Raw genomic sequence first — 22,477 nt, forward strand, 5'->3', positions numbered from 1 at the left:
GCTGCGCCGCACGCGACGGGCCGCGTAGACCTTGGCTGGGCCTGCTCGGGCCGCCGTCGTGCAGGTTTGCGAAGGCCGGCGGCAAGCTTGCAGCCGGTAGTGATTCAGCGGCAATCGCGGCGCGTGCGACGCGCGCAAAAGCCGTATTTTGCCTCGCGGCGCGCCCGACGCGGACAAAGGCGGCCATTCTAGCGGGCAATCGGGCGAGATTGGCAGGTTGTTGCGAGGTGGGCGGACTCGTCTAAAGCCGCTCTCCCGTCACACAATCTCGCGTCATTGCGCATTGCCCGGTTCATCGTCTTTGCTCGTGCCCGCATCCCAATTCATTCGGTGACGATTAACGGTTTCCTTGTGCCGCGCGTCATCTTCCGTGTGCAGATAAAGACTCGTCGTATTGAGCGACACGTGTCCGAGGTTGTCGCGGATGGTGCGCAGGTCGACGCCCCCATCGGCCTGATGGGAACCTGCGGTGTGGCGCAGCCAGTGAGCCGACGCCCGTTCGAGTTCATCGGCGCGATCGCCGAACTCCGGACCTCGCGCGCGCAGCCACGACGCCGCGCCGCTGAAAATGCCCTTGATCGCGTCATGGATCGCGGAGCGCGACAGACAGCGGTTTCTGCCCTTGAACGGAATCACGAGCGGCGTTTCCTCGGAGCGGGTGGGCAGGGCGGCGAGACCATTCTGGGTCCGGTAGCTGCGTAACTCCTCGACCAGTTCGGCCGAGACGGGGACGATGCGCTCCTTGTCGCCCTTGCCCAGCGTTTCCAGCCACCATTGATCTTTGCCGTCCGCGCCGAGCCTGCGAAAAAAGCTGCCCATCTGGCCGCCGGCGACTTCGGAGATCCGCATGCCCTGCAGATAGAACAGCGTGGTCAGCCAGCGGCAGCGTGCGTAGTAGGCGCGTTGCGCGTCGGTGTCCTGCGGCAGTTGTTCGACGAAGAGCTTCACTTCATCCCAAAGCGACGTCGACAGATAGCGCGTGACGCGCGGCGCCGAGCGTTTGGCCCGTTGCCGCAGCAAGGCCATCGGATTGCCGCGCAAATAGCCGGCGTTGACCAGCCACGTGAACATCGCGTTCAGGATGATCAGCGCCTGCCGCTGGCTGGCCGGCGACAGCGGCCCGTTGAACGGCCGCCAGCGCTCGTCGCCGCGCGGATATTTGCCGCCGTTGGCCGATACCCAACGGCTGGCGGGCTGTGGATTCACGAGAAACGTCTTGAACCCCAGCAGATCCTCGTGCGTCAGCGACGATAGCGGCTTGCCCAGTTGCACGACCGCCCACAGCAGCAGCCGCTCGGCTTCCTTGCGGTAGTTGTCGAAGGTGGTTTTCGTGTCGGCGTAATTCGATAGCCATGCGCGCACGGCATCCAGATCGTTGCGGGCCGAGAGCTGGGAATTCTCGATCGCGCCGCGATTGGTGCCGTCGCGGCCATCGAGACTTTCCGGCACAGCGAGCGATTCGACGGGCTGCACAGTGGCTAGTTGGGCATTGGGCACGGTTTGAGGGCTCCAGATTGCGAGGAAAACGCCAAATCAGTCGACTATAGATAATACACGACATTATAGTACTAATGTCGTGTTTGAAATGCGTGAATGTCGCATTGCTCGCGATTTACGTTGTATTATCAACACATTCCTTCTTTTTAGGGTTGCCCCGCGCCGATGACACTCGAATCCGACATTGAAGCTGTTCGAGAACACGCCGCCGACACGCAAGCGCTGTATCGCGAGGTTTGCGCGCTGATGTTCTTCCGATACGGCGAAACGCCGACCGCCAACCGGCTCTACCAACTAGTGCGCAAAGGCAGCATGAGCGCGCCGGCCAAGGCGCTGCGCGACTTCTGGGTCGAAGTGCGCGAAAAGACCCGCGTCGACGTCGGCCGTCCGGACTTGCCACCCGAGGTCGCCAAGGCCGCGGGCGAACTGGCCGCCAACCTGTGGCGGCTGTCGAGCGACGCAGCGACGGCCGCGCTGGACGTATTCAGGCAGGACGCGCAGTCGGACATCGCCGCCGCTCGCCGGCAGGCGCAGGACATGGAAGCGCAGCGCAATGACGCGGTGCTGAAAGCTGATCAGGCCGCCAGCAGCGCCGCCGCGCTGGGCCAGCAGATCAGCGGGCTTGAAGCGCGCCTCGTCGAACTCCAAACAGCCAACGACATGCTGAGCAGGCAACTCGCTGTCTCGAAGGACGAAATCTCGGCAGGCGCAGCCGCACTGGCGGACGCACGACGCGACTTCGCCGCGGAGCTGGCCAAACTGCGTCAGTCGCACGATCTGAACGAACAGCGGCTGGCGGCGACCGAAAAGCGTGCCTTGCTTGAAATTGAGAGCGAACGGGCGGCGGCCAGCCGCGCGCGCAAGGAACTGCAAGCGGCCAATGAACGGATCGCGTCACTGGAGACCGAGCATCGCTCGGAGCGCGACGCCTTGCGCGATGGGCTCGCCACCGCGAAGGCCGAACTGGCTGCGGCGAAATCGCGATATGCGGCGATCGATGCGCAGCTGGCAGAAAAGGATGCGCTGCTCGTTGAGCGGATTGCCTCGACGGACCTGCTTCGCCAGCGTCTTGAAACGATGTCGAGGCGATTGGAAACGGCGCGCACCGAGCCCGCCGCTGGACGCCCTGCTCGCCGTTCCCGCGCGAAGGCCGAGCCTCAGGCGCGTGGGTCGGTCCGTTTTTCGGGTGGGCCGTTCGTCAAACGCCCGCCAGGCGACAAGCGATGAACGCCGCCAAGCAGTGGATGCGATGGCGGCGGCGTTCAGCATGTTGACGGTGGCGGGATTCGCCTGCGCCGTCTTGCATTCCGCCTGCGTGTCACGACGCTGGCAATGCGCCCCGCAGTGATGCGGTCGATCTGTGCGAAGTCAAATGTTGTCCAAGTTGATTCCGATACTCCAGTGTTTTATGGCGCGGCCTATTTCCAGGTCGCGGCAGCGCTCCAAGTGGTTACCTTGAATTAGGCAAAACCGGTCATTTCATCAAGCCAGTCGAGCCTTTAATCTGCACTCGGGTCAATCATCAACGGAAGGACGGAACTCATGAAGATCATGCACGTCGACGCCAGCGCGAAACGCGAGCGCTCCAACTCCCGCGCATTGAGCCGCTATTTTCTGGAACGCCTGCGCGAAGAGCGCGTGGACCTCGAAGTCGACTACCTGGACGTCACGGTCGATACCCCGCCGCACGTCACCGAAGCTTTCGCGATCGCGACCTACACCCCCGCCCACGAACGTACGGCGGCGATGAAGGCGACGCTGGCGGCATCGGATGCGCTGTGCGAGCGGCTGCTCGCCGCCGATGCGCTCGTTTTTGCAATGCCGATGTACAACTGGTCGATGCCCTCCGCATTCAAGGCGTACATCGACAGCGTCACGCGCACCGGCCTCACCTACGTGCACTCAGAAGATGGCCACACCGTCGGGCAACTCGTGCGACACAGGGCGCTGTTCATCACGAGCCGCGGTGCGGACTTGCGCGCGGGCTCGCCCTACGAATCGATGGATGCGCTCACGCCGGCGTTGAAAGCGGCTTTTGGCTTCCTCGGTGTCGCGAGTCCGACTTTCGTCGATGCGCAGCCGCTGCAGTTTGCGAACCTCCAGGCGCGCGCGGACGCACTCGAACGGGCGCGCATGGAATTGGCCGAGGTGGCGGCAAATTGGGCGAAGCAGGTTCACGCAACCCCGCACGCTCGCGCCGCCGATCCGAACAATGAAGTCATGACGCTTTGTCAGGAGTAAACGCAATGAAGATTCGCGCCCTTATCGCGGCGACTTTGGCTGGACTCTCGATCATCGGCGCTTCGCAGTCCGCGTTCGCCGCCGATACCAGCGCGCGCGAAACGATCACGCCCGCTTTCGCCGAAGCGATTGCGAACGTGCCGGGCAAGACGATGACCGCGCTGGTGGTCGACTACGCGGCGGGCGGCAAATCGCCGCCGCATCGGCATGGCCAGGCTTTCGTGGTCGGCTATGTGCTGTCGGGCGCGATCCGCAGCCGAGTCGACAATGGCGAAGAGCGCGTCTATCACGCGGGCGAATACTGGACCGAGAAGCCCGGCGCCCATCACACGGTCAGCGAAAACGCGAGCGCGACCGAACCGGCAAAGCTGCTCGCCATTTTCGTGGCGGATACAAAAGACAAAAACCTCGTCACGTTCGACAAGAAGTGATGGCGTGGTAGCGGCCCTCGTCGCCGCCACGCGGGCGGCCGGCGCCGTTGACGCGTCGAAGCCGCCTGTCGGCAATTTTTCCATTGGGTATGGCGAGCGCAGCGAACGAGGCAGTGCGGCGTCCGGTGCTGCCGCGAGGGTTGTCGCGGTTGCGATGCGTCTATGAGTTACGGCGTGTCGCGGCCGCATGTGTCATAGGAAGGGTCCGTTAAAGCCGGCGTGGTGGCTTCCGAATGCACGCGTCGATGGATTCGCGGTTTGTAATGCTGCGGCGGCCCAGTGATTCACGGCCCACGTAGGCACACGTGCGTCCACGAAAAACGGCGAGCGCATCTCGCGCCCTGCCCGCGTCGCACTAGAACTTCGGATGGCACTCGAAACTGACCGACGACGCGTGCTGCGACATCACCTGCACACCGCTGACGGTTTCCGTCGTGACGCTGCTTTGCATACCGCGACGCTCACAATAGTCGCGCGCTTCGTTCACCGCATGTTCGTGCGCGCGCGCCCATGCCATGCGCCCGCCTGTCGCGCTTGCCGCGACCGTATAAGTGCCGGGCTTGTCGCTGGCGACGACATCGCTCGTCGATGCGCAGCCCACGAGGCTCGTACACGCGAGCACGGCTGCGATCAAACCGCGCACGCGTTGGTTGGATTCGAGTAGTCGAAGGCAATGATGGAGGGCCATGTGATACCTGTACTTTTTCTAGCGGATTTTCAAAGCTAATTATCCGCAATCACATGCAAGAGATCAGCCTGCCCACCTGAAAACACTGTTACGCGGGTATTAACAATCTTTCGAAACGTTGCGCCGCATCTACGCGTCATTTCATTCCGGGCGCGTTCCCTTTTGCCATCGCGGCACATTCGTTGCTGGCTCGTTCCGGCATCACGGCATGTGTCAACCCTTTCCGGAAACGCACTTCAGCGCCTAGTCTGTAACGACGCCGTTCAAACGCAACCGGAAAGTGAACCGGAGGAGGCATCGATGGAACTCGAAGCACGCACCCTGAAACGTGTCACGGTTCGGCTCGTGCCGTTCCTGATTCTTTGCTATTTCGTCGCCTATCTCGATCGCGTCAACGTGGGCTTTGCCGCGTTGCAGATGAACAAGGCGCTCGACCTGTCGGCCAGTGCGTTCGGTTTCGGCGCGGGCGTCTTCTTCATCGCGTATTTTTTCTTCGAAGTGCCGTCCAACCTGCTGCTCGAACGCTTCGGCGCGCGCCGCTGGATCGCGCGGATCATGTTCACGTGGGGCATTCTCGCGGGCGCCATGGCGTTCATCCCCGATATTTCGCGCTACACCGGACTCTCGCCCGCGCATGTCTTTTATGGCCTGCGCATTCTGTTGGGCGTGGCTGAAGCAGGCTTCTTTCCCGGCATCATTTTCCTGCTCACGTTATGGTTCCCGGCCGCCTATCGCGGCCGCGTGGTCGGCTATTTCATGGCGGCGATTCCGCTGTCCACGGTGATCGGCGGGCCGATTTCCGGCGCGTTGCTGTCGCTGGACGGCCACGGCGGACTCGCCGGCTGGCAGTGGGTGTATCTGATTGAGGCGCTGCCCGCTGTGTTACTTTCGGTTGCGGTGCTGCTCTATCTGACGGACCGGCCCGCCGACGCCACCTGGCTCACTGCCGAAGAACGCGACTGGCTGGTCGCGCGCCAGAAGCAGGAGCGCGAGCATCGCGAAGCCGTGCGCGCCTTCAGCGTGAAGGAAGCGCTGATCAATCCGCGCGTGCTTGCCATCGCCCTCATCTACTTCGGCGCGAACGCGACCAATTACGGGCTGAGCTTCTTCCTGCCGCAGATCGTCAAGTCCTTCGGTCTCACCAACTTGCAGACGGGCTTCGTGACGTCGCTGCCGTATATCGTCGGCGTGATCAGCATGGTGGTGTGGGGGCGGCATTCGGACCGCAAGCTCGAACGCCGATGGCACGTCGCGATCGCGCTGCTGGTCGCGGCCGGCGGCATTGCGGCCGCGGCCGGGCTCGACAATCCGGTGCAGAAGATGATCGCCTTGTCGATCGCCGGGTTCGGCATCTTCGGCTGCCTGCCGGTGATCTGGACGTTGCCGGCCGCGTTCCTGTCGGGCGCGGCGGCAGCGGGCGGGATTGCCGCGATCAACTCGCTCGGCAATCTGGCGGGATTCTTCGGACCGTTCGCGATGGGCTGGATCAAGGACAGCACCGGCGGCTTCGGCGCGGGTTTGCTGTGCCTGTCTGGCGCGGGCCTCGTGGGGGTCGCGGCGGTGCTGCTGCTGCATCACGATGCGTCGCTCGAAGCGTCGGCATCCGGGCTCCCGGATTCGCGCGCGGCGGGCGGTACCAATGTGGCGCGATCTTAATGGCGGATCGTGCGGCAGAGATGCGGCGCGATGGGGCAATCGCGCAGCGCACGAAGCACGGGATAGCCCGGCCTGAGGGTGAGGCCACGCGACGCGTGAGCCGAAGCGGCCACGCTGGGGCGAGACGACCGTGCTGCGGCGCCAAAGACTCGTGAGCCTGCCGCGCTGCCCGAGCGTATTGTGATCAACGCGATCGCGCCGGCCGCACCGGCGCCTTTGGGGAGCGTGGGCGACAGCGGCGACAACACTGGAACCGAAGCCTCGCTCAGCGACACGCCCATACTCCGCTCGCACTGCAGCAGCCGCACCGCGAGGAGCGAGGCCCGCGGCGGCCTCCTCCAGTCTCAGTGCGCCGCGCCGCCGTTTGTCGCCGCCCCTTCGGTGGGCGCGCTATCTGCGTCCGGCGGCACCACATCGTCCGGCGTGGGCGTCGGCGCAATGGCCGGCGCACCGCCGCCGCGCGCTTCACCGTCGACCGCGCCGCTTGCGGGCGCCGGCGTCGAACCCGGCGCTTGAAGCAGCGGCGGTAAATCGCGCGGCTCGACCACGGTCTCCGACACGGCGGACGCCGCCGACGCCTGAGGCGCAACGGTTTCAACCGGCGCCCGGCGCACCGGACTGCGCGGCGCAACCGGCTTCTCCCGTTTGGCCGGCGACGCCGCCAACCACTGCTGGAGCCACTCGCGCAAGCGGCCGGTGCGTTCGGCGAACCAGCCCGGTTCCTGCGCCGTATCGAACTTGACATGCGTGTCGACCAGCCGCGAGCGTTGCGCGCGCTGGAAGAAGTCGCCGACGATCGGCAGCGCGCTATGCGCCCCCTGCCCCCAGTAGTCGCTGCGCAAGGTGACCCGGCTGTCGTTGAAGCCCACCCACGCGCCCGCCACCAGTTGCGGATGAATCAGGATGAACCAGCCGTCCGCGTTGCCTTGGGTCGTACCCGTCTTGCCCGCGACGTCGCCGCGCACGCCGAAGCGGCCGCGGATGCTCGAACCGGTGCCGCGGCTCACGACGTCGCGCATCACGTCGACGAGCGTGCGGGCGGCGTCGGCGGGCAGTTCCTGGCGGGACGGCGCCGGCGCGAAATCGGCCAGCACCTCGCCGTTGCGATCCTCGATGCGTGTGACCATCACTGGCTCGACATAGCCGCCGAGGTTGGCGATCGTGCCGTAGGCCGACACCATTTCCTTGAGCGTGACCGGGCTCGTGCCGAGCGCGAGCGACGGCACCGGGTCGAGTTCGCTGTCGCGCACGCCCATCGCGCGGGCGAGGCGCGCGACCTTATTCGGGCCGACCGTCTCCATCACCTGCGCGGTGATGCGGTTACGCGAAAACGCGAGCGCGTCGCGCAGGCTGATGGCACGCTCGCTCGGTTCGTCCTCGTCGCTCGGACGCCAGACTTCGCCGCCCGCCAGCGGAATTTCGACGGGTTTGTCGACCAGCGTATCGGACGGTTTGGCGCCCGCCTCGAAGGCCGCCGCGTAGACGAACGGCTTGAAAGTCGAGCCCGGCTGACGGCGCGCCTGCTGGACGTGGTCGAACGGGTCCTGGCTGAAGTCGCGGCTGCCGACCCATGCCCTGATCTGCCCGTTGCGCGGGTCCATCGCGAGGAAGTCGGCCTGCACGCGCGTTTTCGTCTCGCAGACCGACTTCACCAGATCGTGATCGGATGCGACGCGCTTGAGCGCGTCGTCGTCGCTCAGGCCCGCGTCTTTGGCGGCGCGGAATTCGGGCGTCTCGCGCAGGAAAGTCTGCAGCAGGTCCCGGCCGTTCGAACATCCCGAGCGCGTACCCCACGCCGAGTTCGCGATGCCCTGCAACTGCTTGCCCTGCAGCGTCACCGCCTGGGTCGCCATGTTCTGCAAGCGCGAATCGATGGTGGTGCGCACCACGAGGCCATCGGAGTAGATGTTGTAGTCGTTGCGATCGGCCCATGCCGCAAGCCACTTGCGCAGTTGCTGCGCGAAGTGCGGCGCGGGTCCGGGCGGCTCGGTCTGACGCTCGAAATCGATGCGCAGCGGCCGGCGCTTGAGCGTCTCGTAGGCGGCGGGCGTCAGCTTGCCGTACTTGACCATCTGCGCGAGCACCGTATTGCGGCGATCCAGCGCGCGTTCCGGGTTCAGCACCGGGTTGTAATAGCTGTTGCCCTTGAGCATGCCGGTGAGCGTCGCGCTTTCCAGCACGTTCAGGTCGGATGCCGATTTGTCGAAATAGGTGCGTGCTGCCATCTCGATGCCGTACGCGTTGTACAGGAACGGCACCGTGTTCAGATAGGTTTCGAGAATCTCGTCCTTGCTGTAGAGCGCTTCGATCTTGAACGCCGTGATCGCTTCCTTGAGCTTGCGCGTGAGGGTCGGCGCGCGGCCGATCTCGTCCGGATAGAGATTGCGCGCGAGCTGCTGCGTGATGGTCGAGCCGCCCTGACGGTCGCCGGAAAACGTATGCAGCGCGGCCGATGCGGTGCGCCGCCAGTCGAGGCCGAAATGCTGATAGAAGCGGTGATCTTCGGTCGCGATCAGCGCGCTGACCACGTTCGGCGAGATGTCCTTGAGCTTGACCCACTCGCGGTTGGACGGCTTGAACTCGGCGAGCAGCTTGCCGTCGGCCGAGAGAATCCGCGCCGGCTGCTCGATCTTCGCCTTGCGGATGTCGCCGATGCCCGGCGTGAACGGAATCAGCAGCAGCACATACAGGAGCAGCAGCACCGGCAGCGCGGCGCACGCCCACGCCACGCCGCGGCGGGTAGGATGGCGCAGGTGCCATAGCGCCTGCGCGATGTGCGGGTTGATGCAGGTCAGCCCTTTGTCGAGGGCCGCCAGAAACGAGGGGATGAGGCGCTTCACGCTTGCTACCGTCTGCCGGGAAAGGCGCAATCCTACCAAGATGCGCGGCGGCGGCGGTTTTTTGCGTGATAGACGCCAACCCGCGTCGGCCAATCGGGTCGCCGAACCGGCACGGCGCGCCCGCAACAATCGGGGGCCACTATAATGTCGCCAAATTCCGACAAGAGGTGCTTCATGATCATCAAACCGCGCGTGCGTGGCTTTATCTGCGTTTCAACCCATCCGACCGGCTGCGAAGCCAACGTCCGCGAACAGATCGAGTACGTGAACGCACGCGGTCCCATCGCCAATGGCCCGAAAAAGGTGCTCGTGATCGGCGCCTCCACCGGCTACGGCCTCGCCGCGCGCATCAGCGCCGCGTTCGGCTGCGGCGCGGACACGCTCGGCGTGTTCTTCGAGCGCGCCGGCAGCGAAACCAAGGCGGGCACGGCAGGCTGGTACAACAGCGCCGCGTTCGAGAAATTCGCCACGGAGAAAGGCCTGTACGCGACCAGTATCAACGGCGACGCGTTCTCCGACGAAGTCAAGCAGCGCACCATCGAGGTCATCAAGCGCGATCTCGGCCAGGTCGACCTCGTCGTGTACAGCCTCGCGGCGCCCAAGCGCACGCATCCGAAGAGCGGCGAAGTGTTCAGCTCGACGCTCAAGCCGATCGGCCAGGCCGTGAACCTGCGCGGCATCGACACGGACAAGGAAGTCATCAAGGAAACGGTCCTCGAACCGGCGACGCAGACCGAGATCGACCACACCGTGGCGGTCATGGGCGGCGAAGACTGGCAGATGTGGATCGACGCGCTGCTCGAAGCCGGCGTGCTCGCGGACGGTGCGAAGACCACCGCGTTCACCTATCTCGGCGAGAAGATCACGCACGACATCTACTGGAACGGTTCGATCGGCGCGGCCAAGAAAGACCTCGATCAGAAAGTGCTGGGCATCCGCTCGAAACTCGCGGCCAAGGGCGGCGACGCGCGCGTGTCGGTGCTCAAGGCGGTGGTCACGCAGGCCAGCTCCGCGATTCCGATGATGCCGCTGTACCTGTCGCTGCTCTTCAAGGTCATGAAGGAGAAAGGCACGCACGAAGGCTGCATCGAGCAGGTGTACGGCCTGTACAAGGAGAGCCTCTACGGCGCCGCGCCGCATCTGGACGACGAAGGCCGTCTGCGCGCCGACTACAAGGAGCTCGACCCCGAGGTGCAGGAGCGCGTGCAGGCGCTGTGGAACCAGGTGACCAACGAGAACATCTACGAACTCACCGACTTCAGCGGCTACAAGACCGATTTCCTGCGGCTGTTCGGCTTCGAGATCGCGGGCGTGGATTACGAAGCGGACGTCAATCCGGACGTGCAGATTCCGAAGCTCGTGCAGGTTTGAGTCGCGTTTGAGGTTTGATGCCTGACGCGCGGCGGGCTCGCTCGATGCGGGCTCGTCGTGCGGTTGCACTGTTCGTTCGTCCCGGGCTGACGGGCTGCCGTGGCCCACGTTGCGAGGACCCGCGTGCGATGCCATTCGAAGCCGCCGAAGCCACCATGTGGCAGCTCGTCCAACGCCATACGGGCCGGGTTGGATACCGGCGCGGCGTGAAGTCGGAAGGGCTCTTGGCGAGTCCGCCGGTCATCGACTGTTCCGGCTGGACCGCCCTGCTTCTGTCGCGAGCGCTGCAAGCGCACAACGTGGCGGCCGCCCGCGCGGTGTTCACCGATGACGACATCGCCGCGCTGCACACGTGGTCCGAGCGCATCATCCACGAGATCGGGCAGCGCACCGGCTTCGTCCTGCAAGGCACCGCCCTCACAGCCGACGCATTGCCGCGATGCGCGACCATCGGCCTGAAGATGGGCAACCCCGCCTGGGCGGCCAATCATCCCCGGCCGCGAGGCATCACGCATACCGTGCAGATCGTCCGCCGTCCGGACGACGATGCACCGTTTGTTTCCGAATCGTTCGATGGTGCCGTCGCCGGCATCCGGCTCACGCCGCTCATGCAGTGGCTCGCGCGCGCCCAGCCGGCACTCGACGCGAACGAGGCATGGGCCGTCGACGCCTTCCGGCTGGCCTCAGGCGCGGCGCGCGGACATCAGCAGGGAAACGTGCCCTGAAGCGCACGGAGAATCGCGAGGCCGATCGGAAAATCGTCCGAAATGCCGGGGTGGTTGGCAAAAAATGCGTCGAGCAACGGATAGACGGTCTGATTGCCGATCGCGAGCGTTGGCGGCGGGCAAAACAACTGCGGCCGCTTCTTAGCGACCAGGTCGCCGTTCGCCCAACCGTACGCGTTGATCGTGCCGGTGATGTACGCGGCGTAGACCGAGTTGTTATCCGCATGAGCCCACTGTTTGTACTGGGCCGCCGTCATCTCGGCGTTTGCATTGAGAGCGAAAAACGCTGTCAGCAAAGCCAGCGCGAATGTCGATAACCGCATCGTAGAACCTTCAATCCGTGTCGCAAAGGCGGCCATTGTAGGGGAGTCGCGACGTGGTGCGCAGAAGCGTTGCGTACGCGCGAATCCGTAAGCTTTCCGGTGGCTTTTTGTAAGTGGCGTGGGCACGAAAAGGCCGGGTGTGGCACACGATGCGCCGCGTCGCTCGCGCTGCTCGCCCCCGGCGAAAAATGGGTGTTTGCGCGAGCCGCGGCCGAGCGGCCGATTGCCTTATGGCGTGCCGTTGCGGCAGTAGTCGCGATAGCCTTCGCGCCCGGTCAGCCGAGCCATGTAAGCGCTAACGGCCGGAAAATCCTCGTGCTGCAGCGGCGTGTCGAGCCAGCGGTTCACCGACAGCGCGATCGGAATGTCCGCGAGCGAGAACGTCTGCCCCGCGATGAACGCGCCCGTGCGCTCCAGTTGTCCTTCGATGATCGCCATATGCTTCGTCCAGTTCGCGCACGACAGCGCGATCTGCTGCTGATCCTGATGGGCGGGAGAATGCCGCACCAGCGCGAGAAACGCGTAACTCCACGAGCGATTCAGCTCACTCGCCTGCCAGTCGATCCACTGGTCGCAACGCGCTCGCTCGCACGGATCGCCCGGATAGATCGCCTCGCCGTGATAGCGGCCCGCCAGATAACGGATGATCGAATTGGATTCCCACAGCACGAAGTCGCCGTCGCGGATCACGGGCACCATCGCGTTCGGATTGAGCGCGCGAAACTCCGCGACGTCCGTCGCGCGAAATCCCGCCCCCCAGTCCTCCTGCTCGAAGGACAGCCCGAGTTCCGCGCAGGTCCACAACACCTTGCGGACGTTAATCGATGAGGTCTTGCCGAGTATCTGGAGCATGGTCGTTCGTCGTTGACGGATGATCTGATGAAAGGCGGCAACGGCTGCCGGCGGGTGTTCGATGTGATGCAACGCAAGTCGAGCATCGGGGGTGCGAGACGGCACGCAATCCGGCGGTGGCTTCGACGCGACGCGGATCTCTCGTCGCCGCAACCGCGCGTGACGGTACGGGCCTTTGCGCATGAACCCGCCGCGCTTACCACCGCGCGTTCCCCCTTCCCTGCCTTACCCCTTCAACGTCGCCTGCTCGCGAATCATGTCATACAGCGCCTGCGCCGCCGGCGACAGTTGCGCGGTCTTGCGCGCGACCAGCACCAACGTGCGCGACACCACCGGCTGCGTCAACTCGACCGTGCGAACCGTAGGATACGCGCCCTTGTGCAGCGCGAGCGCCGGCACCACGGCCGCGCCGACGCCTTGCGCGACCAGCCCGACTGCCGTCGAGCTGCGTTGGACCTCGTAGAACGAGCGCAACGCGAGTCCGCTCGCTTCGAGCGCGCCGTCGAGCAATGCGCGATTGCCGCTGAGCTCGCCCGCGAAGATCAGCGCATACGCGTGCAATTGCCGCCACGCAACGCGCCGCCGCTTCGCGAGCGGATGGTCCTGGTCGCAGATCAGCACGTAACGGTCTTTCGTCAACGGCACATTGACCAGATCCGGATGCGGATCGCGCGCGATACTGATGCCGAATTCGACCTCCCGCCGCAACACGGCCTGCTCCACCGCCGCCGACGCGTGATCGAGAATCTTGATGCGGTTATGCGGATAGCGCGCCGCATACGCCTGCAGAATGCGCGGCAGATACTGCACGCCCACGGTCGGCACGCAGGCCATCGACACGTCGCCGCGCCGCGCCATCCCCGTCTCGCGGATTTCGACCAGCGCGTCGGCGAGTTCGCCGAGCAAGCGGCGCGCTTGCGGCAGGAAGCTGCGGCCGGTTTCGGTGAGCGCCATCGACCGGGTGGTCCGCTCGATCAGCATGACGCCGAGAAACGCTTCGAGCTTGCGCAGTCGTTGCGTGATCGCCGTTTGCGTGACGTGCAGCGAATCGGCCGCGCCCTGAAAGCTGCCGCGATCCGCAATCGCGACGAAGGCCTGGACGCCGAGCGTGTCGATTTTCATTAGAAAAATGAAGGAATCGGAATAATAAATTCATTTTACTCCGGTGACATGTCGAGCCGAGAATGCGTTTTTGAACCCAGCCGCAAACCGGCCAGTCAGCACGACCCGCATACAAAGGAGCATCAGATGACAGAGACAACGGCTTGGCAGGCGAAACAGTACATGCTGTTCGAACACGAGCGCACCCGTCCGGTGAGGGATCTGCTCGCCGCGATCCCCGCGACGGACGTGCGCCGCGCGGTCGATCTCGGCTGCGGCCCCGGCAATTCCACCGAAACGCTTGCGGCGCATGCACCGGGCGCGGCGATCGTCGGTCTGGACAGCTCCGCCGACATGATCGCGGCGGCCCGCCAGCGCCTGCCGCAATTCCGCTTCGACGTGAGCGACATTTCGACGTGGGACGCGCCCGGACCGTACGAACTGATCCTCGCCAACGCGGTGCTGCAATGGGTGCCCGGCCACGAGCGGCTATTTCCCTCGCTCGTGCAGAAACTCGCGCCGGGCGGCAGCCTCGCCGTGCAGATGCCGGACAATCTGGACGAACCCGCGCACCGTCTGCTGCGCGAGGTCGCCGCGCACGGCCCGTGGGCGCCCCGGCTCGAGGGCGTCGAGCGGACCATGCGCTTTGGCGCCGGCTGGTATTACGGCCTGCTCAAGCCGCTGTGCACGCGGGTCGACGTGTGGCGCACCGTCTACCATCACCCGCTCGCAGGTGGGGCCGGCGCGGTGGTCGATTGGTTCAAGGGCAGTTCGCTGCGGCCGTTCCTCGCCGCGCTCGACGACGCCGAACAGCAGGCCTTCCTGCAACGCTACCAGGACGAAATCGCGAAGGCCTATCCGGCGCTCGCCGACGGCACCGTGCTGCTGCCGTTCCCGCGGCTTTTCATCGTCGCGACGCGTTAGCCGCGCGGGCCGCACCCGGGCTGCGACGCCTGCCGCCCGGGGATGCGCAAAGCGCACGGCCGCCTGCTGCAAACAGTGCGCCAGGATACGCTGGAATTGCCGCGCCTGAATTTTGCGTGATATTGTTGCTGAAAGCGGAGGACGACGTCTCGCCGTCCTCTCCGGGCAATTTACAGCAGCGAGCGTCGCCATGAGTGATGTACGCCATCATCTGAGTCCACGTGACCGTTTGGAGCTGTTGTGCTGGCTCACATGCGGCAGCCTTGGCGCCTATTACCTGAACGAAGACTGGCCCGACGCGGCGTTTCACGTGCAGTCCGCGCACAAGTGGCTCGACCGCCGCGCGCGCGAGGCCGACTGGCTGAGCATCGCGAAGCTGTCGGCCACGGCGCTCGACATCGCGCAGCGGCACGCCCGCTTCGTCGATACCGATTGGGCGCGCGACGCGGTCGAGGAAATTCTCGATACCGACGACCTCGATCCGCAAGCGCGGCTGGTCAGGCAAGTGCTGGCGGATTGCCAGAATGCGCTGGCGGATCGCCGGCTCGCGGATTGAGTCATCGCGGGTGCGGCGCGCTCAGAAGTTGTGCCGCAAGCCGACGATCACGGAAAGCTGCTTATCCGAGTCCGAATTGACGATATTCGGAATCTGCGCGAGGTTCCGCGTCGCGCCCGTCGACGGATCGATCGCCAGCCCCGCGCCCGAAGACTTCTGCCCGATCGCCACCGCGTATACCGCAGTGCGCTTCGACAAGCTGTACACCGCCCCCAGATTCACCTGATGCACCCGCGTCGACGCGCTGCCCGACACTCTGGCGTCGTTGAAAATATAGGCGAAACCTAGCTGCAAATCGGGCGCCAGCGCGTACGTGGTATTTAATTCGGCGATATCGAACGAAATATCCGCGCCGTCGGGCCGCGCCGTACCCGCGAAGTACTGACTCTGCGATAACCGCGTATGCGTATAAGTCAACGCCACGCTCGCCTTGCCGAACGCATACGACCCCCCTGCCCCGACTATCCGCACCTTGCTCGCGTCCTGCAGCAGGCAGTACGACGCGCCGGGGTTCGCGCAACTGAAGTCGCCGATATAACCGTTGGCGCCGCCCAAGGCCGCGTCCAGCGGCTGGTTCAGCTCCAGATATCCCGCGCTCAGCGACAACGGCCCGTGCACGTAATTCGCGGCGAGCGCCCATCCCTTGTTGCGTGAAAAATCGCCCGCGACGCCGCCGAGACTGAACAGACCGCCGAGCGTGAAGCCGCCGAAGCTCGGGCTGATGTACTTGATCGAGTTGTTGAAGTTGAACGCTTCGTTCAGATTGTCGACGTCGCCGAAATGCGAGCCGTACAGCGTCGCCCAGTTATTGCTCGACACATAAGCGCCGAGGAAATCGGAGAACGGATCGTACTGGCGGCCGAAGGTGAGCGCGCCGTACGTGCCGTTGTTCAGACCGACCCACGCGTTGCGGTTGAACAGCGTGTTCGATTGCAGCATCGCGCCGTTGCCGATCAGGAAACTGTTTTCCAACGTGAAGTTGACCGCGGTGCCGCCGCCGATGTCCTCCGTGCCCATCAGGCCCCAGCGCGACGGCACCAGATTGCCGCCCGCCAGCTGATAGTTCGCGTGGCCGCTGGTGCTGCCGTCGGCGTGCGTCGTCTGCTGGTTGTTCGTGTAGACGAGGCCGGCATCGACCGTGCCGTACAGCGTGACTGAGGATTGCGCGTGTGCGCCCATCGCGAGGCCGAGCGCGGCCAGCGCAAGCGCCGGGCGCTTGACGAATTTGTCTGCCATGTTTTTGCCGGAAAGTGAGGTGAGCTGTGGTGAGCGTGGAGCGATGCGCCGAGACGCTTACTGGCCGAAGCCCGCGTAGATGTCCGGCCGCGTCTTGCGCAGGATGAGACCGATCAGCACGCCGACGAGCGCCACGGCGAATACGATCCAGGGGAAGGACTTGACGATCGGGCTATCGGAGCCGCTCAACGCATCGAGATTGCGCACGAGAATCACACCGATATACAGGAGGCCGAGTCCGCCGAGCAGCGGCGCGAGGAACGAGTGCCATACGCGGGTATCCTTGCGCGTCTTGCGAAAGAACGCGATCACCGAAAAACTCGTCACCGCTTGCAACATCACGATGCCGATCGTGCCGAGCGCCGAACTCCAGCTGAACACGATATTGAACACGTCGCTGCCCGACGCGATGAACAGTCCGAGCAGCACGCACACGGACAGCGTTTGCAAATAGCTCGCGACATACGGCGAACGGTATTTTTCATGTACGCGGTTCAGCGCTTGCGGCAGGATGCCTTCGAGGCTCAACGCGTGGATGTAGCGCACCAGCGTGTTATGAAACGACAGCAGACTCGCGAAAATACTGCTGAGCAGCAGAAAGCTCATCGCCGTCGTCACCGCGCCACCCAGATACTTGCCGGATTGAATGAACCAGAAATCGCCGGGCTGTCTGGTCGCGACGTCGACCACGTCGGCGAGACCATAGGCGCAGACGATGGTCCACGTCACGAAGGCGAAGAACACGAGGATCAGCATGACCGACACGTACGTCGCGCGCGGCACGGTCACTTTGGGATCGCGGCATTCCTTGCCATAGATCGCGGTGGCTTCGAAACCGATGAACGACGCGAACGCGAACATCACCGCAATGCCGAGGTGGCCGCTGAACACATGCTGCGGCGAGAACGGCGCGAGCGTGAGGCCGTTAGGCCCGCCGCCGTGGATCACGATCGCAATCGCGAGCAGCAGGAGGATGCCGAGTTCGAGACACATGAGCACGCCGAGCAGGCGGCTATTCAGATCGATGCCGCGAATGCCGGTGAATTGCACCACCGCCACACAGATCAGCGAATAGCCGTACCACGGCAGCGCGGCATGCAGCAGCGGCGACAGGACCACCGTGCAGAAGAATCCGAACAGTCCGTATAGCGCGATCTGGATGAACGTGTACGACATCAGTGCGACGAGCGCGCCAGCCATGCCCAACGGCCGCCCCAGTCCCGCGGTGATGTAGGCGTAGAACGCACCGGCACGCACCACGTGCCGGCTCATCGAAGCAAAGCCGACGCTGAAGATCAGCAGCACGAGCCCGGCAATCACGAATGCGCCAGGAATGCCCGCGCCGTTGCCGAGACTGATCGCGGGCGGCACCGCGCCGAGCATGCCGGTCAGCGGCGCCGCCGCGGAAATCACGAGAAACACGATCTGCCACAAGCCCAGCGTATTGCCCTTCAATTCCACGGGGTTCTCCGCGTCGACCAGACTGGTCGGCGAATAGGGTTCGTTCATCGCTGCCTCTATGTTGTTGGCTAGTCTGAAACTCGCCAGAACCCTCGCACTGCTGGTTATGGCGCTCGCTTGACCGACGTCAAATGCTTCGGGGTGAGCGCATGGTAGGTAGCTAAAAAATAAAGCGACTTCGCGAACTGCGCCAAATTTTCGATAAAGCGCGCCAATGCGGGCGAACCCTGAATTCGCCAATCTGCAGCAGATACTTAGGAAACCAGACGTTATCTTCCGGTGAGGTCAGCGCGAGGTCGCGCGATACTTTCGTAATGAAAGCAGCATGCGTGCGCGGCGCGCGACTATTTCTTCCAGCTGCGTGTGGCGCGCCATAACACGGTCGCGTCGGCATAACCGACCGCACGCGCGATCGCCGCATTGGTGAGCCCGTCGCGTTCGAGCAATCCCGCGACGCTGCGCTGCCGCTCCTCACGCAGAATCTGCCGCACAGAGGTGCCTTCCTGCGCGAGATGCCGTTGCAACGAGCGATGCGAGAGGCCAAGGTCTTTGGCGATGTCGGCGACGATCAGCTTTTCATGCGCAAGCCGCCGCGTAATCAGATCGCGCACCTGCTCGACGATGCTGTGCGGCATCGCATCGTTCGCAATCAGATCAGTCGCGTGGCGCTCCATCATGCGCGCCATTTGCGTGTCGGCGCTTTTGAGCGAAGCGTCGAGATCCTGCGGACGCAGAATCACACCATTGAAAGGCTGCTGAAAGCGCACCGGTACGCGAAAGATCCGCGCATAGGGTTTGAGATCGGCGGGCGCCGCGTGTTCGAAATGCACTTCGACCGGATTCCATGCGGCGCCGCGCACGAGCCGGATCATGTTGCACATGGTCGACAGGCTGTATTCCGCGTCCTGGCGGCGCGGCCAGATTTGCGGACTGGCGATCTGGTAGGTCCAGATAGGCCACTCGTCGTCGCGCAGCACTTCGCAGCTCGTCGTGTTCTGCCACGAGGCGAGCGCGAGCGTGAACTTGCGCATCGCCGCGTTCAGCGTCGGCGACGAAAGAAATACGAGGCCCGCCGGCCCGAGTTCCGTCAACTGCAATTCGCTGCCGAGCCGCAAGCCGAGCGACGCTTCGCCGAGCACGTCGGCCGCGCGCTCGAAGGCCGCCACATAACGCGTGAGCGGCAGGATCTCATACGGATTGGACAGTAGCCGCCGGCTCATGCCGAACGCTTCGAGCAGCGTGTCGCAATCGGCGCCCGACTGATCGAGTGCGCGCACGACCGGTCCCATGACCGCTGCGCGAATCATCGGGAAACTGCCATTGACTGTGACTTTTTTCATGCTGAGCGTCTCCTCCCCAGTCTGCGCTGTCGTGTGGCTCGAGCCGTTTCCTCTGGCGCACTTTATCGCTCAATTGGCGCGATAAGCAAGCGCGAAAATAATATTGGGTTCCTACGATTTGCCATCGACTCAGCGTGCGCCGCGTGTCACCGGTGCTGATCGGCACGCTGTCCGGTCCAGCAAACATCTTTACGGGAATCTGATGAATACGAAAGCCACGAAAGCTGCCCACCCCTTCGTTCATCCGCTCGACCCACTGAGCGGCGAAGAAATGCAGCTTGCCTGCGATCTCGCGAAGGCCGCCGAAAAACTCGATTCGCACGCCCGTTTCCCGATGGTCGAATTGCGCGAGCCGCCGAAAGCCGAAGTGGTCGCGTTCAAAGCCGGCGACTATTTTTCGCGCACCGCGTTCGTGCTCGCGATCGACCGGTCGAATGGCGCGACGATCGAATTCGACGTGGACCTGAGAGAAAAACGCATCGCGTCGCGCCGGGTGTTGCCGTTCGACCAGGCGCCTTACGGCCAGCCGCCCATCATGATCGACGACTTCATGAACGCCGAGCAGATCGTCAAGAACGACGAAGCCTGGCGCGTGGCGATCATGAAGCGCGGCCTCAGCGAACAGGACCTGGAGCGCGTGCAGGTCGATCCGTTCTCGGCCGGCTGCTTCGATCGCGAGCACGAAAACGGCCGGCGTCTCGTGCGCTGCGTGAGCTACTACCGCGAGACACTGACCGATAACGGCTACGCGCACCCGATCGAAGGCGTGCTCGCGGTGGTCGATCTGCTCGATAACAAAGTGATCGAACTGATCGACGACGGCCGCATCATTCCGATTCCGCGCGCCAAACACAACTACGACACGCCGAGCCTCGGCCAGCCGCGCAGCACGCTCAAGCCGCTGTCGATCAACCAGCCCGACGGCCCGAGCTTCACGATCGACGGCTGGCACGTGAGCTGGCAGAACTGGACCTTCCGCGTCGGCTTCACGCCGCGCGAGGGGCTCGTGCTGCACCAACTGTCGTGGGACGACGGCAAGCGCGCGCGGCCGGTCATCTACCGCGCGAGCGTGACGGAAATGTGCGTGCCCTACTCCGATCCGAGCACCAACCACTATTGGAAAAGCGCGTTCGATGCGGGCGAGTACGGGCTCGGAAAACTCGCGAACCAGCTCGAACTCGGTTGCGACTGCCTCGGCACGATCCGCTATTTCGACATCCCTTCTGCCGACGATTTCGGCAACGCGTTCGTAATGAAAAACGCCGTGTGCATGCACGAAGAAGACTACGGCACGCTGTGGAAGCACTATGAATTCCGCACCGGCGTGTTCGAAATGCGCCGCTCGCGCCGTCTCGTGATTTCGTTCTTCGCGACGGTCGGCAATTACGACTACGGCTTCTACTGGTATCTGTATCAGGACGGCACGATCCAGCTCGAATGCAAGCTGACCGGCATCGTGCAAACCTCGGCGGTGGCCGACGGCGACACGTATCCGTGGGGCGGCATGATCACGGAGAACCTCGGCGGCCCCACGCACCAGCACTTCTTCAATGCGCGCATGCACATGATGGTCGACGGCGAGCGCAATACCGTCACCGAACACGAATTCGTGCCGCGTCCGATGGGCGATGCGAATCCGTACGGCAATGTGTTCGATACGACGAAGCAGGTGCTGAAGACGGAGAGCGAAGCCGCGCGCCTCGCGAATGGCCGCACGGGCCGCTACTGGAAAGTCATCAACCCGAACGTGACGAACGCCGTGGGGGCGAATCCGGGCTATAAGCTGATCGTCAACGACTCGCCGCTGATGCTCGCCGACGAACGTTCGAAGGTGCGTCAACGCGGCGGCTTCGCGACGCGTCACGTGTGGGTCACGCCGTTCGATCCGGCCGAGCGCTATGCGAGCGGCGACTATCCGAACCAGCATTCGGGCGGCGACGGCTTGCCGCGTTATATCGAGGCCAACCGCAACATCGAGAACGAAGACCTCGTCTTGTGGCACAGCTTCGGCCACACGCACGTGTGCAAGCCCGAAGACTTTCCGGTCATGCCCGTCGAGTACGCCGGCTTCATGCTCAAGCCGAACAACTTCTTCGCCGCCAATCCGACGATGGACCTGCCGGCCGAGCGCGACCTGAACAGCGTCGAAGACGGCAAGCCGACGGATCATGGCTGCTGCAAGCACTGATCCGGCGCTGCGCGCCCGCGACACGGCAAGCGCGCTTGCCGTGTGCGCGGCCGGCTCGGCTTGCGTGCTGATCGCTGGCGGCGGCGCTGCGTTGTCGATGCGCGCGGGCCTCGGTCCACTTCCCAGCGCGCTGTGGATGAGCGGGCTCGCGCTCGCGACGATGATGGGCACGCCGCTGCTGATGGCGCGCTCGACACGCCGCGCCACCGTCGCAACCGCCGCAACATTGATCGTCACGATGAGCGCGATGAATGCTTTACCGGCGGTTCTGAGCGGACTACAGCACGGCGGCGCGCTTGCCGCGTTGATGATCGCAGCGGGCGGCGCTTTGCTGTTTTACTGGCGGCAACTGGGCGGCACGCTCGCCAATGAGCGTCATCACGCGAATGACCCCGCGCAAACGACGCGCGCAGCAAGCACAACGGTGCTGCTCGCGTTGCTCGCGGGCATGTCGAGCGGCACTCTCGCGCGCTTCCAGTTGTTTGCTGTGTGCGGCGCAGGCGCTGCGAACGGCGTTCAACCGCTCTGGCACATCGCGCTCTCGCTGGCGGCGGTATGCGCGCTGGCCTGCTACGCCGACCGCTCGCGCAACGACCGGATGCTGTCGACGTTGTACGTCGCACGCGCGCTGCTGATCGGCACACTCGCAACCGTCGATAACCCCGCGCTCGCCCCGCTCGCGGCAAAACTATTTCTGCTGCTCGACTGCCTGACGATTCCAGCCCTCGCGAACCTGCGAGGCAACACGAGGCGCGCGCTGAGCGCGAGTTGTCCCGGCATCGCGCATCACATCGGCATGCTGGCAGGCGCCGCCTTGTCGACCACCCCCTACTTTTTCGGCAACGGATTCGTCGTGCTGTTCGGCATCAGCGCGGCCGCGAACCTGATTTGCGCCGCGTCGCTCGCCGCCCATTGGCGCGGCATGAAGACGTTCCACTTGCACGCACACCGGTACCACAACGAGGCGCACTCATCCGGTTAGCGTCGCACCAGTTGCACCCACGGACCACGGACCCACGGACTCAAGACGCACTCAACGGAGACGAA

Annotated in this window: 19 protein-coding genes; 10 read left to right on the plus strand and 9 right to left on the minus strand. The window is 64.2% G+C overall.

Translation table 11 applies throughout. The features are described from left to right. Positions 1-273: 273 nt before the first annotated feature. The gene (locus HV770_RS00350) at positions 274-1,497 is read right to left on the minus strand and encodes a tyrosine-type recombinase/integrase (protein WP_175157591.1); all 1,224 of its coding nucleotides are present in this window, start codon (positions 1,495-1,497) and stop codon (positions 274-276) included. A gap of 165 nt (positions 1,498-1,662) precedes the next feature. On the opposite strand from HV770_RS00350, the gene HV770_RS00355 reads away from it, so the two are divergent. The 3 genes from HV770_RS00355 (at position 1,663) to HV770_RS00365 (ending at position 4,169) form a co-directional block, all read left to right on the plus strand. Continuing rightward, positions 1,663-2,724 carry a DNA-binding protein gene (locus tag HV770_RS00355; protein WP_175157592.1) on the plus strand — a complete coding sequence of 354 codons (1,062 nt, stop codon included), beginning with the start codon at positions 1,663-1,665 and terminating at the stop codon, positions 2,722-2,724. A gap of 315 nt (positions 2,725-3,039) precedes the next feature. Then, entirely contained in the window at positions 3,040-3,738 is a 699-nt protein-coding gene (locus tag HV770_RS00360) for an FMN-dependent NADH-azoreductase (protein ID WP_175157593.1), read from the plus strand. Positions 3,739-3,743: 5 nt separating this feature from the next. Continuing rightward, on the plus strand, positions 3,744-4,169 hold the full coding sequence (locus tag HV770_RS00365; protein ID WP_175157594.1) for a cupin domain-containing protein: 426 nt from the start codon (positions 3,744-3,746) through the stop codon (positions 4,167-4,169). Between the two features lie 355 nt (positions 4,170-4,524). Here the strand turns inward: HV770_RS00365 and HV770_RS00370 are convergent, their stop codons facing one another. Beyond that, on the minus strand, positions 4,525-4,857 hold the full coding sequence (locus HV770_RS00370; RefSeq protein WP_246290656.1) for a hypothetical protein: 333 nt from the start codon (positions 4,855-4,857) through the stop codon (positions 4,525-4,527). A 300-nt stretch (positions 4,858-5,157) separates the two neighbouring features. Between HV770_RS00370 and HV770_RS00375 the strand changes: the two genes are divergently transcribed. Continuing rightward, a complete protein-coding gene (locus HV770_RS00375) occupies positions 5,158-6,513 on the plus strand; it encodes an MFS transporter (protein WP_175157595.1) in 1,356 nt (451 codons plus the stop codon). Between the two features lie 344 nt (positions 6,514-6,857). Here the strand turns inward: HV770_RS00375 and HV770_RS00380 are convergent, their stop codons facing one another. After that, entirely contained in the window at positions 6,858-9,353 is a 2,496-nt protein-coding gene (locus HV770_RS00380; protein ID WP_175157596.1) for a penicillin-binding protein 1A, read from the minus strand. A 174-nt stretch (positions 9,354-9,527) separates the two neighbouring features. On the opposite strand from HV770_RS00380, the gene fabV reads away from it, so the two are divergent. Together fabV and HV770_RS00390 are read left to right on the plus strand one after the other, a co-directional pair. Further along, complete coding sequence (fabV, locus tag HV770_RS00385; RefSeq protein WP_175157597.1) at positions 9,528-10,724, plus strand: enoyl-ACP reductase FabV; 1,197 nt, start codon at positions 9,528-9,530, stop codon at positions 10,722-10,724. Between the two features lie 128 nt (positions 10,725-10,852). Beyond that, entirely contained in the window at positions 10,853-11,449 is a 597-nt protein-coding gene (locus HV770_RS00390; protein ID WP_175157598.1) for a hypothetical protein, read from the plus strand. Here HV770_RS00390 and HV770_RS00395 read toward each other — a convergent pair. The 3 genes from HV770_RS00395 to HV770_RS00405 form a co-directional block, all read right to left on the minus strand. Next, positions 11,428-11,772 carry a Rap1a family protein gene (locus HV770_RS00395; protein ID WP_175157599.1) on the minus strand — a complete coding sequence of 115 codons (345 nt, stop codon included), beginning with the start codon at positions 11,770-11,772 and terminating at the stop codon, positions 11,428-11,430. The genes HV770_RS00390 and HV770_RS00395 overlap by 22 nt on opposite strands. 228 nt (positions 11,773-12,000) lie before the next feature. Beyond that, positions 12,001-12,624: a glutathione S-transferase family protein gene (locus HV770_RS00400; protein WP_175157600.1), complete on the minus strand. Its 624-nt coding sequence runs from the start codon at positions 12,622-12,624 to the stop codon at positions 12,001-12,003. Between the two features lie 225 nt (positions 12,625-12,849). Beyond that, a complete protein-coding gene (locus HV770_RS00405; RefSeq protein ID WP_175157601.1) occupies positions 12,850-13,746 on the minus strand; it encodes a LysR family transcriptional regulator in 897 nt (298 codons plus the stop codon). A 126-nt stretch (positions 13,747-13,872) separates the two neighbouring features. Between HV770_RS00405 and tam the strand changes: the two genes are divergently transcribed. Both tam and HV770_RS00415 read left to right on the plus strand, forming a co-directional pair. Further along, positions 13,873-14,649, plus strand: coding sequence for a trans-aconitate 2-methyltransferase (tam, locus tag HV770_RS00410; RefSeq protein ID WP_175157602.1), 777 nt, complete (start codon positions 13,873-13,875; stop codon positions 14,647-14,649). 190 nt (positions 14,650-14,839) lie between these two features. After that, a complete protein-coding gene (locus tag HV770_RS00415; protein ID WP_175157603.1) occupies positions 14,840-15,205 on the plus strand; it encodes a hypothetical protein in 366 nt (121 codons plus the stop codon). A gap of 21 nt (positions 15,206-15,226) precedes the next feature. Here the strand turns inward: HV770_RS00415 and HV770_RS00420 are convergent, their stop codons facing one another. The 3 genes from HV770_RS00420 to HV770_RS00430 all read right to left on the minus strand — a co-directional run bounded on the left by HV770_RS00420 (position 15,227) and on the right by HV770_RS00430 (position 19,242). Beyond that, entirely contained in the window at positions 15,227-16,441 is a 1,215-nt protein-coding gene (locus HV770_RS00420; RefSeq protein WP_175157604.1) for a porin, read from the minus strand. A 57-nt stretch (positions 16,442-16,498) separates the two neighbouring features. Next, the gene (locus tag HV770_RS00425; protein WP_175157605.1) at positions 16,499-17,950 is read right to left on the minus strand and encodes an APC family permease; all 1,452 of its coding nucleotides are present in this window, start codon (positions 17,948-17,950) and stop codon (positions 16,499-16,501) included. A gap of 296 nt (positions 17,951-18,246) precedes the next feature. After that, a complete protein-coding gene (locus HV770_RS00430; RefSeq protein ID WP_175157606.1) occupies positions 18,247-19,242 on the minus strand; it encodes an AraC family transcriptional regulator in 996 nt (331 codons plus the stop codon). A 202-nt stretch (positions 19,243-19,444) separates the two neighbouring features. Here HV770_RS00430 and HV770_RS00435 point away from each other — a divergent pair, with 202 nt between their 5' ends. Further along, entirely contained in the window at positions 19,445-21,430 is a 1,986-nt protein-coding gene (locus HV770_RS00435; protein WP_175157607.1) for a primary-amine oxidase, read from the plus strand. Further along, positions 21,411-22,412, plus strand: a complete 1,002-nt coding sequence (locus tag HV770_RS00440; RefSeq protein WP_175157608.1) for a hypothetical protein — start codon at positions 21,411-21,413, stop codon at positions 22,410-22,412. The genes HV770_RS00435 and HV770_RS00440 overlap by 20 nt, the downstream gene beginning before the upstream one ends. Positions 22,413-22,477: the final 65 nt, after the last annotated feature.

Origin of the sequence: Paraburkholderia fynbosensis, from assembly GCF_902859935.1 — a bacterium.
Classification (GTDB): domain Bacteria; phylum Pseudomonadota; class Gammaproteobacteria; order Burkholderiales; family Burkholderiaceae; genus Paraburkholderia; species Paraburkholderia fynbosensis.

Bases quoted from the DNA above. Each gene is read 5' to 3' on its own strand.
- HV770_RS00355 (WP_175157592.1), top strand. From the start codon at position 1,663: ATGACACTCGAATCCGACATTGAAGCTGTTCGAGAACACGCCGCCGAC.
- HV770_RS00360 (WP_175157593.1), top strand. From the start codon at position 3,040: ATGAAGATCATGCACGTCGACGCCAGCGCGAAACGCGAGCGCTCCAAC.
- HV770_RS00365 (WP_175157594.1), top strand. From the start codon at position 3,744: ATGAAGATTCGCGCCCTTATCGCGGCGACTTTGGCTGGACTCTCGATC.
- HV770_RS00370 (WP_246290656.1), bottom strand. From the start codon at position 4,857: ATGGCCCTCCATCATTGCCTTCGACTACTCGAATCCAACCAACGCGTG.
- HV770_RS00375 (WP_175157595.1), top strand. From the start codon at position 5,158: ATGGAACTCGAAGCACGCACCCTGAAACGTGTCACGGTTCGGCTCGTG.
- fabV (WP_175157597.1), top strand. From the start codon at position 9,528: ATGATCATCAAACCGCGCGTGCGTGGCTTTATCTGCGTTTCAACCCAT.
- HV770_RS00390 (WP_175157598.1), top strand. From the start codon at position 10,853: ATGCCATTCGAAGCCGCCGAAGCCACCATGTGGCAGCTCGTCCAACGC.
- HV770_RS00395 (WP_175157599.1), bottom strand. From the start codon at position 11,772: ATGCGGTTATCGACATTCGCGCTGGCTTTGCTGACAGCGTTTTTCGCT.
- HV770_RS00400 (WP_175157600.1), bottom strand. From the start codon at position 12,624: ATGCTCCAGATACTCGGCAAGACCTCATCGATTAACGTCCGCAAGGTG.
- HV770_RS00405 (WP_175157601.1), bottom strand. From the start codon at position 13,746: ATGAAAATCGACACGCTCGGCGTCCAGGCCTTCGTCGCGATTGCGGAT.
- tam (WP_175157602.1), top strand. From the start codon at position 13,873: ATGACAGAGACAACGGCTTGGCAGGCGAAACAGTACATGCTGTTCGAA.
- HV770_RS00415 (WP_175157603.1), top strand. From the start codon at position 14,840: ATGAGTGATGTACGCCATCATCTGAGTCCACGTGACCGTTTGGAGCTG.
- HV770_RS00420 (WP_175157604.1), bottom strand. From the start codon at position 16,441: ATGGCAGACAAATTCGTCAAGCGCCCGGCGCTTGCGCTGGCCGCGCTC.
- HV770_RS00425 (WP_175157605.1), bottom strand. From the start codon at position 17,950: ATGAACGAACCCTATTCGCCGACCAGTCTGGTCGACGCGGAGAACCCC.
- HV770_RS00430 (WP_175157606.1), bottom strand. From the start codon at position 19,242: ATGAAAAAAGTCACAGTCAATGGCAGTTTCCCGATGATTCGCGCAGCG.
- HV770_RS00435 (WP_175157607.1), top strand. From the start codon at position 19,445: ATGAATACGAAAGCCACGAAAGCTGCCCACCCCTTCGTTCATCCGCTC.
- HV770_RS00440 (WP_175157608.1), top strand. From the start codon at position 21,411: ATGGCTGCTGCAAGCACTGATCCGGCGCTGCGCGCCCGCGACACGGCA.